General features: G+C 63.2%; 9 protein-coding genes and 1 pseudogene. All 10 read right to left on the bottom strand.

Annotation, left to right across the window (positions count from 1 at the left end):
• Position 1: 1 nt before the first annotated feature.
• Positions 2-937: a hydroxymethylbilane synthase gene (hemC, locus tag WBH99_RS11660; protein ID WP_424220267.1), complete on the bottom strand. Its 936-nt coding sequence runs from the start codon at positions 935-937 to the stop codon at positions 2-4.
• A 112-nt stretch (positions 938-1,049) separates the two neighbouring features.
• Entirely contained in the window at positions 1,050-1,754 is a 705-nt protein-coding gene (locus WBH99_RS11665; protein ID WP_424220268.1) for an ABC transporter ATP-binding protein, read from the bottom strand.
• On the bottom strand, positions 1,747-2,523 hold the full coding sequence (locus WBH99_RS11670; protein WP_424220269.1) for an ABC transporter ATP-binding protein: 777 nt from the start codon (positions 2,521-2,523) through the stop codon (positions 1,747-1,749). The genes WBH99_RS11665 and WBH99_RS11670 overlap by 8 nt, the downstream gene beginning before the upstream one ends.
• Positions 2,520-3,602: an ABC transporter permease subunit gene (locus WBH99_RS11675; protein WP_424220270.1), complete on the bottom strand. Its 1,083-nt coding sequence runs from the start codon at positions 3,600-3,602 to the stop codon at positions 2,520-2,522. Before WBH99_RS11675 ends, WBH99_RS11670 begins: the two co-directional genes overlap by 4 nt.
• A complete protein-coding gene (locus WBH99_RS11680; protein WP_424220271.1) occupies positions 3,599-4,522 on the bottom strand; it encodes a branched-chain amino acid ABC transporter permease in 924 nt (307 codons plus the stop codon). The genes WBH99_RS11675 and WBH99_RS11680 overlap by 4 nt, the downstream gene beginning before the upstream one ends.
• Before the next feature lie 70 nt (positions 4,523-4,592).
• On the bottom strand, positions 4,593-5,891 hold the full coding sequence (locus WBH99_RS11685) for a branched-chain amino acid ABC transporter substrate-binding protein (RefSeq protein WP_424220272.1): 1,299 nt from the start codon (positions 5,889-5,891) through the stop codon (positions 4,593-4,595).
• A 129-nt stretch (positions 5,892-6,020) separates the two neighbouring features.
• Entirely contained in the window at positions 6,021-6,329 is a 309-nt protein-coding gene (locus tag WBH99_RS11690; RefSeq protein ID WP_424220273.1) for a c-type cytochrome, read from the bottom strand.
• Between the two features lie 274 nt (positions 6,330-6,603).
• Complete coding sequence (gene ilvD / locus WBH99_RS11695) at positions 6,604-8,469, bottom strand: dihydroxy-acid dehydratase (RefSeq protein WP_424220274.1); 1,866 nt, start codon at positions 8,467-8,469, stop codon at positions 6,604-6,606.
• 139 nt (positions 8,470-8,608) lie between these two features.
• Positions 8,609-8,798: pseudogene (locus WBH99_RS11700) on the bottom strand (ISAs1 family transposase); the annotation flags it as partial.
• A 254-nt stretch (positions 8,799-9,052) separates the two neighbouring features.
• The coding region (locus WBH99_RS11705; protein WP_424220275.1) for a DUF4351 domain-containing protein at positions 9,053-9,348 on the bottom strand (296 nt) is incomplete at its 5' end.

Genomic DNA, 9,348 nt, shown 5'->3' on the forward strand with positions numbered 1-9,348 from the left:
ATCACTTGCAGGCCGCCAGCTGAGCCAGGATGGCCTCGGCCCCACGGCTCCGCAATTCATCTGCCAGCTGGCGCCCCAGCGCTTCATCGTCCGCTGGATTGCCACGTCTCTCGCCACTCACCATCTGTTTGCCATCGGGCGTGGCCACGAAGCCGCGCAACCAGAGCTGACCATTTTCGAGCATGGCGTAACCCCCCAGTGGCACCTGGCAGGAGCCGCCCAAGGCCCGGGAAAAGGCCCGCTCGGCCTTGACGCAGTGGGCCGTTTCCGGGTCATTCAGGGGTGCCACCCAGGCCTCGGCATCCGCCCGGCCGGCCAGCACCTCGATGCCCAGAGCGCCCTGGCCCGGTGCGGGCAGGGATTGCTCGGGCGTCAGCACGGTCCGGATTCGCGCCATGAGGCCCAGGCGGATCAGGCCGGCCGCCGCCAGGATGATGGCGTCATACTGCCCCTCATCGAGCTTCTTCAGGCGGGTATCCAGGTTGCCGCGCAGGCTTTTGATCTGCAGCTGCGGATATTTCGCCCGCAACAGGGCCTCCCGGCGCAGGCTGGACGTGCCCACCACCGCCCCGGCCGGCAACTCATCGAGGTCGGCGTACCGGTTGGCAACGAAGGCATCGCGGGGATTTTCCCGGGCCGAAATGACCGGCAGGATGTAGCCTTCGGGCATCTCCATGGGCACATCCTTCATGGAGTGCACCGCCAGGTCGGCCCGGCCTTCCTGCATGGCCACTTCCAGTTCCTTGATGAACAGGCCCTTGCCGCCGATCTCGGCCAGGGGCCGGTCGAGAATCTGGTCGCCCTGGGTGGTCATGCCCAGAATGACCACCTCCGCCCCCGGGTGCAGCGTGGCAAGACGCGCCTGGACATGCTCGGCCTGCCACATGGCAAGTCGGGATGCACGGGACGCGATGACGATGCGGGAAGGAGAAGACATTGGCACAAATCCTGAAAAGAAGATGGCTGACCGGCGGGCCGGCCTCGTAGTGGGCCCGATTCTAGCATGGCCCCTCACGGTCACTGCCGGCGCCGGCCGGGCGCTATCGGAGTCACTCCCCCAGATACGCCGCCCGCACCCGGGGATCCACCAGCAGTTCATGGGCAGGCCCGGTGTGGATGATGCGGCCGCTTTCCATCACATAGGCGCGCTGACTGACTTCCAGGGCCAGGCGGGCATTCTGTTCCACCAGCAAGATGGTGATGCCCTGGCTTGCCACGGTCCGGATCACTTCAAAAATTTTCTGCACCATCAGGGGTGCCAGGCCCATGGAAGGCTCATCCAGCAACAGCAGTCTTGGCCGCCCCATCAGGGCCCGGCCGATGGCGAGCATCTGCTGTTCTCCGCCGGAAAGGGTGCCGGCGAGCTGTTTTTCCCGTTCCTTGAGACGGGGAAAATGACCGTAGACCTGCTCCAGATCCGCCGCGATGGCCGCCTTGTCGTTACGGATATAGGCTCCCATCAGCAGGTTCCCGAGCACATTCAGGCGCGGGAAAACCCCCCGGCCTTCGGGCACCAGGGCGATGCCGCTGCCCAGCACCTCATGGGGCGGCAGGCAGGTAATGTCCTGGCCGGCACAATGCACATCACCTCCCGCCGCATCGAGCACCCGGGCGATGGCTTTCAGGGTGCTGGTCTTGCCCGCCCCATTGGCGCCGATCAAGGCCACCCTCTCCCCTTCCCGCACATGAAAGGTGATGCTCTTGACGGCCTGAATGCCACCATAGGCTACCCGTAGTCCGGTGACTTCAAGCATCTTCGGGCACCTCCCCCAGATAGGCTTCGATCACCCGCCTGTCCTTCTGGACCACGGCCGGCACGTTTTCACTGATTTTCTGGCCGTAGTCGAGCACCGCCAGCCGGTCGCACAGGCCCATCACCAGTTTCATGTCGTGTTCGATCAAGAGCACCGTGGTGCCGTCCCGGCGGATGCCTTCGATCAGCACCTTCAGCGCCTCGGTTTCCGCCCCGTTCATCCCCGCCGCCGGCTCGTCCAGGCACAGCAGCTTCGGCTCCGTGGCCAGGGCCCGGGCGATTTCCAGACGGCGCTGGTCGCCATAGGAGAGATTGCGGGCCAGATCGCAGGCCCGGTCGGCAATGCCGACGTAGTGCAGCAGCTCTTCGGCCCGGCGCCGGATGGCGGCTTCTTCTTCCCGGGTCGCCCGGTTGCGCAAAATGGCGCCGATCACGCCGGCCCGGGTACGCACATGGCGGCCCACCATGACATTTTCCAGAGCCGTCATCTGGGCAAACAGGCGGATGTTCTGGAAAGTGCGGGCAATGCCCAGGGCCGCGGCCTTCTGGGGCGCATCGGCCTGGAGCGGCTTCCCCGCCAGCTCGAAACCGCCCCCATCGGGCACATACAGCCCGGTCAGGCAGTTGAAGAAGGTGGTCTTGCCGGCACCGTTGGGACCGATCAAACCATAGATTTCGCCGGCATGGATGGTCAGGGAGACATCGCTCAGGGCCTTGACTCCGCCGAAGTGCTTGCAGACCTGCCGGGCTTCGAGCAGCACCTGGCTCATGACTTGGCCTCCGCCAGTTCGCGCTGCCGCTCCGGGGAGGGCCAGAGACCGGCCGGGCGAAAACGCATCACCAGCACCAGGGCCAGGCCGAAGATCAGCATGCGCAGGCTCTCCGGGTCCACCAGCACTTTGCCGAACAGGACCTGCTGGACCGGCACCACGCCGAAGCGCAGGGCCTCCGGCAGTACCGCCAGCAATACGGCGCCGAGAATCACGCCGGGAATATGGCCCATGCCCCCCAGCACCACCATCGCCAACACCATGATCGATTCGTTCAGGGCAAAGCTTTCCGGCGAAATGAAACCCTGCATGGCTGAATACACGCCGCCGGCCACGCCGCCGAAACTGGCGCCCATGGCAAACGCCAGCAGCTTCATGTTGCGGGTATTGATGCCCACCGCCCTGGCCGCGATCTCGTCCTCCCGGATCGCCTGCCAGGCCCGGCCGATGCGCGAATGCTGCAGCCGGAAATTGATCACCACGACCCCCGTGCAAAGCAGCAGCAACAGGTAGTAATACTTCTGCGGCCCGTTCAGGCTGTAAACCCAGATGTCCGTGCGCCCCGAGAGCTTGAAGGCGCCGATGGCAATGGGGTCGATCAGGTTGATGCCCTGGGCGCCGTTGGTGATGTTCAGGGGGGCATTCAGGTTGTTGAGGAAGATGCGGATGATTTCCCCGAAGCCCAGGGTGACGATGGCCAGATAATCGCCGCGCAAACGCAAGGTCGGCGCCCCCAGCAAGACTCCGAACAGGCAGGCCAGCATCGCACCGCAGGGCAGGATCACCCAGAACGGCAGGTGCAGCCCCAGATGCGGGCTAGCCAGCAGGGCGTAGGTGTAAGCCCCCACGGCATAGAAGGCGATGTAGCCCAGGTCCAGCAGACCGGCAAAGCCCACGACGATGTTCAGGCCCAGGGCCAGAAACACATAGAGGATGGCGAAGTCGAGAATCCGCACCCAGGCCTGGCCGCCCCACATGGCGACGATCGGCAGCGCCAGCAGCAGCAAGGAGCCAGACACGGCCAGGACACCGCTATGGCGGGGCAGGCGCAGCAGCGCATGAAGGAAAGGATGCTTCATGCCCGTTCTCCCGTCTGTTCTCCAAACAGGCCCGAGGGGCGGAACATCAGCACCACGATCAGCACCACGAAGGCGAAGATGTCCTGGTAGTGGCTGCCCAGGAAGCCCCCGGTCAAATCGCCGATATAGCCGGCCCCCAGCGCCTCGATGATGCCCAGCAGCAGCCCGCCCGCCATGGCGCCGGCCAGATTACCGATGCCGCCCAGGACCGCAGCGGTAAAGGCCTTGAGGCCGAGCATGAAGCCCATCTGGTAGTGGGCCACTTCGTAATAGGAGCCCACCATGAAGCCCGCCAGGGCGCCCATGGCGGAACCGATGATGAAGGCGGCGGCAATCACCCGGTCCACATTCACGCCCATCAGCCGGGCCACCTGGGGATTCTGGGAAGCGGCACGCATGGCCATGCCCAGCCGGGTCCTGTAGATGAGCAGCAGCAAGCCGGCCATGCTGGCGACGGCGAGCAATACGATCAAGACCTGCACATTGGAAAAATAAGCGCCTCCGATTTCGTGGGAGGTCTTCTCGATGATCCGGGGAAAAATCAGATAATTGCGGCTCCAGATGATCATGGCCAGGTTCTGCAGCACGATGGACATGCCGATGGCAGTGATCAGGGGGGTCAGTCGCGGCGCGTGGCGCAGGGGACGATAGGCAATCCGCTCCAGGCTCCAGCCCAGTGCCATGCACACCAGCATGGCGGCCAGCAGGGCCAGCACCGCAGCCAGACCCACGGGCACTCCCAGGTTGGTGAGCATCCCGATGACGGTAATGGCGACCATGGTGCCGATCATCACCACCTCACCATGGGCAAAATTGATCAAACCCATGATGCCGTAAACCATGGTGTAGCCCAGGGCGACCAGGGCGTAGATGCTGCCCTGCACCAGACCGTTGATGAGTTGCTGCAAAAAGGTATCCATGCCGATGACTTAGTCCGGTCAGCGCGAAAACGGCGCCAGGAGGCGCCGTTTTCGTGGAGTGAGCTCCCGCTTACCTGGCCGGAGCCACAGGTGCTGCGGGTGCGGGTGCGGGTGCTGCGGGTGCTGCGGGCGCAGCCGCCTCGGCAGGTGCGGCCGGCGCTTCAACCGGCGCTGCAGCACCCAGGGTTTCCAGATACTCCCACTTGCCGTCCTTGACCTGATACAGGGAAATGGCGCCATCCTTCAGATCGCCGTTTCCGTCGAACTGGATGGTGGCAGTCACCCCCTGATAGCTGGTCTTGGGCAGTTCAGCCAGATACCTGGCGGGTTCCACGGAATTGGCCCGCTTCATGGCGTCGGCCACGACCATCACGGCATCGTAGACGTAGGGCGCATAGAGCTGGATTTCCTGGTTGTACTTGGCGGTGTAGCGCGCCTTGAAGTCAGGACCCTTGGGCATCTTGTCCACCGGCAGGCCGGGCAGGGAGCAGAACTGGCCTTCGGTCGCTTCGCCGCCGAGCTTGATGAACTCGGGGGTACAGCCGCCGTCACCGGTCAGGAACCTGGCCTTGATGCCCAGTTCCTTGAACTGCTTGACCATGGGGCCGGCCTGGGCATCCATGCCGCCAAAGAACACCAGGTCGGGCTTCCTGGACTTGATCTTGGTCAGGATGGCCTTGAAGTCGGTGGCCTTGTCGGTGGTGTACTCGGTGCTCACCACCTTGATTCCAGCGGCTTCGGCAGCTTTTCTGAATTCATCGGCCAGACCCTGACCGTAAGCAGTACGGTCGTCGATGATGGCGACCTTCCTGATACCTTGCTTTGCGGCAAATTCACCCAGCGCCTTACCCTGCTGCACGTCATTGGCGAACACGCGGAAGGCGGTATTGAAACCCTGCAGGGTATAGGTGGGATTGGTGGAGGCGCCCGAAATCTGGGGAATACCCGCATCGAAATAAATCTTGGAAGCCGGGATGGTGGTACCGGAATTGAGGTGACCGATAACGCCATTGACCTTGGCATCCACCAGCTTCTGAGCCACGACGGTGGCTTGTCTGGGATCGGCCTGATCGTCTTCCGACAGCAGTTTGAAGCTGACGATGGCACCGCCGATTTCCAGCTTCTGGGCATTCAGGTCATCCACCGCCAGTAGCGCACCATTTTCATGGTCCTTGCCCAGATGGGCCTGGGGGCCGGTCATCGGAGCCACATGCCCCAGATTGACGGTGATTTCAGGCTTGGGAGGAGGGGCAACGGGAGCGGGAGGAGGCGGCGGAGGCGGGGGAGGAGGAGCCTCTTTGCCACAGCCGATCAACGCAATGCCAGCCGCCAGGGCCAGCATGATTCCGGGAAAACGTGAGGTCGTCATTCAACTACTCCGCGATTAGGGTCAGAAAGGTTTGATTCTGGAAACACACCTCGTGCTTGTCAAGGCCGAAAGCAGAATGCGCGCATGAAAAAGCCGACCCAGGGCCGGCTTCGTCGCAAACAGCGAGGCTTACTTGGTGGACAGAACCCACTTTACCAGTTTGGTGGCCTCTTCGGGCGTCACGTTATTGGGAGGCATGGGCACAGCCCCCCAAACACCGGAACCACCAGCCTTGACCTTGGCCGCCAGCTTGTCCACGGCAGTCTTGTCGCCCTTGTACTTGGCCGCCACGTCCTTGTAGGCGGGGCCAACCAGCTTCTTGTCGGTGGCATGGCAGGCCATGCAACCCTTGGCCGTGGCCAGGGCTTGGTCGGCATGGGCTTGACCGGCCATCACGATACCTGCGGCGGCCATCATGGCTGCGTAGATTGCTTTCATTACTTGCTCCGTATAGATGTGATTGAACAGCGGGAAGGATGTTAATTCAGAAGCAATGGCTTGCAAACCTTGCGCAACGCATTTCTGAAGAAGTTTCAAACTCCATGAGACAGTAACGCCACAGCGCGGTAGAAGTTGACCCAGAGTTGACCCCGTGTTGCCCCCGTGTTGACCCCGTGTTGCCCCAGCCGCCCCAGTCACCCACCCGGTTTGACCTCGCCCCAAGCCCGCCCGGCTCGACGCTTGGTATCGGTATCGAGCCGGGCGGGAGGTTTCAGGCCCGCCGGACCTGGGATAGGTCGCGCACCGCGCCCCGGTCGGCGGAGGTGGCGAACAGGGCATAGGCTTTGAGGGCCTGGGACACCGGACGCTCCCGGTTCAGCGGCTGCCAGGCGGCCTCCCCCCGCGCTTCCATGGCGGCCCGGCGGGCGGCCAGTTCGGCTTCGGAGACGGCCAGGCGGATGCTGCGCCTGGGGATGTCGATCGCGATCGTGTCGCCCTCTTGCACCAGGCCGATGGCGCCGCCGTTGGCGGCCTCGGGGGAGACGTGGCCGATGGAAAGGCCGGAAGTACCGCCGGAGAAACGGCCGTCGGTGAGGAGGGCGCAGTCCTTGCCGAGGCCCATCGACTTCAGGTAGCTGGTGGGATAGAGCATTTCCTGCATGCCGGGGCCGCCCTGCGGACCTTCGTAACGGATCACCACCACGTCGCCGGCGACGATGCTGCCCGACAGGATGCCGGCCACCGCCGCTTCCTGGCTCTCGAACACCCGCGCCCGGCCGCTGAACACGAGGATGGATTCATCCACCCCGGCGGTCTTCACGATGCAGCCCTTTTCGGCGATGTTGCCAAAGAGCACGGCGAGGCCGCCGTCGCGGGAATAGGCATTGGCCAGATTGCGGATGCAGCCGTGGGTGCGGTCCAGATCCAGCTCCGGCCAGCGGCGGTTCTGCGAGAAGGCCACCTGGGTCGGCACGCCGCCGGGAGCCGCCTTGTAGAACTCCAGCACCTCGGGATTGGCGGAGAGGGTGACGTCGAAGGTGTCGATCGCCTCGCCCAGGGTCTTCATGTGCACCGTGGGCACCTCGCGCTCGATCAGCCCGGCCCGGGACAGTTCGGCGAGGATGGCCATGACGCCGCCGGCCCGGTGCACGTCCTCGATGTGGTACTTGTCGGTGGCCGGGGCCACCTTGCAGAGGCAGGGCACCTTGCGGGAGATGCGGTCGATGTCGGCCATGGTGAAATCCACCCCTGCCTCGTGAGCGGCGGCCAGGAGGTGCAGCACGGTGTTGGTGGAGCCGCCCATGGCCACATCGAGGCTCATGGCATTTTCGAAGGCGGCCTTGCTGGCGATGGCGCGAGGCAGCACGCTGGCATCGTCCTGCTCGTAGTAACGCCGGCAGAGTTCGACGATCTGGCGGCCGGCGCGCAGGAACAATTCCTTACGGTCGGCGTGGGTGGCGACGAGGGTGCCGTTGCCGGGCAGGGAGAGGCCCAGGGCCTCGGTCAGGCAGTTCATGGAATTGGCGGTAAACATGCCGGAACAGGAGCCGCAGGTGGGGCAGGCGGAGCGTTCGATGGCGTCCACTTCCGCGTCGGAAACATGGCTGTCGGCGGCCTTGACCATGGCATCGACGAGGTCGAGTTTGACCATTCGCTCGCCGTCGGGCAGATGCAGGGTGGCCTTGCCGGCCTCCATGGGGCCGCCGGAGACGAAGATGGCGGGGATATTGAGGCGCAAGGCGGCCATCAGCATGCCCGGGGTGATCTTGTCGCAGTTCGAGATGCACACCAGGGCATCGGCACAGTGGGCATTGGCCATGTACTCGACCGAGTCGGCGATCAGGTCGCGGGAGGGCAGGCTGTAGAGCATGCCGCCATGGCCCATGGCGATGCCGTCATCGATGGCGATGGTATTGAATTCCTTGGCGACGCCGCCAGCCGCCTCGATCTCGCGCGCCACCAATTGGCCCAGGTCCTTGAGGTGCACGTGGCCGGGCACGAACTGGGTAAAGGAATTGACCACGGCGATGATGGGCTTGCCGAAGTCGCCATCCTTCATGCCGGTGGCCCGCCACAGGGAACGGGCGCCGGCCATGTTGCGGCCATGGGTGGAGGTGCGGGAGCGGTAGGGGGGCATGAAAATATCTCCGTTGCAGCAAGTTCTAAACGAGGAATTGTAACCCCGCCAGCCCAGCCGAATCGCGGGAATGTTGCAGGGCATCCGCACTCGAACATCCAATCCGGGATAGCCCCAGGGCCTCCGCACTCGAACATCCTATCCGGGATAGCCCCAGGTAACGGGTCCGTAATTCATCATCCCAGTCGGCGCGTTTGCGCTTGAGTCGCAGGCTGCGACTTGACGGTATCCGTGACCTCCATCCGGAAGCGGTTGAGGCCGATTTTCTTGATGAGCGTGAGATTTTCCGGGGCGTTGTCTTTGCGGACGGTACTGGCATCTTCTTCAAAGCACTTGCCCGCATCGCTTTTTGCCACCCCAAAGACGAGAGTAGACGGTATTTCCTCAATGTTTACAAGTGCTTGCTGTAAGTCACTGAGGGTTAACGATTTTTTGCACGGCAGAATGCTCCGAAGATATATTTCATTGAAGTTCGGATACCTGTAAAAAAACCCTGCTCTTCTTGCGAAGGACAGGGTTTCAATCACCTCAAGCGTCAAACCGGAAAGACAGAAAATCTGTGGTCAGACTCTCGTTCACGCGCTCACGGACGGAAGACTTCTTCCAGACTCGTCGCGTCCAGTACGCGCTCCACCCAGGTGTCGATCTGCTCGGCAGAAGCCGCTGCGATCTTGCCAACGGCATCCGCCGGCAAGACGCCAAAACGCTGGGTCAAGAGCTTCTGCAGGACGAGCGCCTCGCCTTTCTCGATACCTTTCTCGATACCTTTCTCGAGACCCTTCTGCTCATGCTGCCGGGCCCAGGTGTCAAACCGTTCAGCCAGTGTCATCTTCAACTCCTTCAAGTCGTGCACCTTGGGAAGCACCCAGGTGTGCTTGC

Origin of the sequence: Azovibrio sp., from assembly GCF_049658005.1 — a bacterium.
In the GTDB taxonomy this organism is placed as follows: Bacteria; Pseudomonadota; Gammaproteobacteria; order Burkholderiales; family Rhodocyclaceae; genus Azovibrio.

What these genes read in the sequence shown, in the direction of transcription:
- WBH99_RS11680 (WP_424220271.1), bottom strand. Translation starts at nt 4,522, where the DNA reads ATGGATACCTTTTTGCAGCAACTCATCAACGGTCTGGTGCAGGGCAGC.
- hemC (WP_424220267.1), bottom strand. Translation starts at nt 937, where the DNA reads ATGTCTTCTCCTTCCCGCATCGTCATCGCGTCCCGTGCATCCCGACTT.
- WBH99_RS11670 (WP_424220269.1), bottom strand. Translation starts at nt 2,523, where the DNA reads ATGAGCCAGGTGCTGCTCGAAGCCCGGCAGGTCTGCAAGCACTTCGGC.
- WBH99_RS11685 (WP_424220272.1), bottom strand. Translation starts at nt 5,891, where the DNA reads ATGACGACCTCACGTTTTCCCGGAATCATGCTGGCCCTGGCGGCTGGC.
- WBH99_RS11665 (WP_424220268.1), bottom strand. Translation starts at nt 1,754, where the DNA reads ATGCTTGAAGTCACCGGACTACGGGTAGCCTATGGTGGCATTCAGGCC.
- WBH99_RS11690 (WP_424220273.1), bottom strand. Translation starts at nt 6,329, where the DNA reads ATGAAAGCAATCTACGCAGCCATGATGGCCGCCGCAGGTATCGTGATG.
- ilvD (WP_424220274.1), bottom strand. Translation starts at nt 8,469, where the DNA reads ATGCCCCCCTACCGCTCCCGCACCTCCACCCATGGCCGCAACATGGCC.
- WBH99_RS11675 (WP_424220270.1), bottom strand. Translation starts at nt 3,602, where the DNA reads ATGAAGCATCCTTTCCTTCATGCGCTGCTGCGCCTGCCCCGCCATAGC.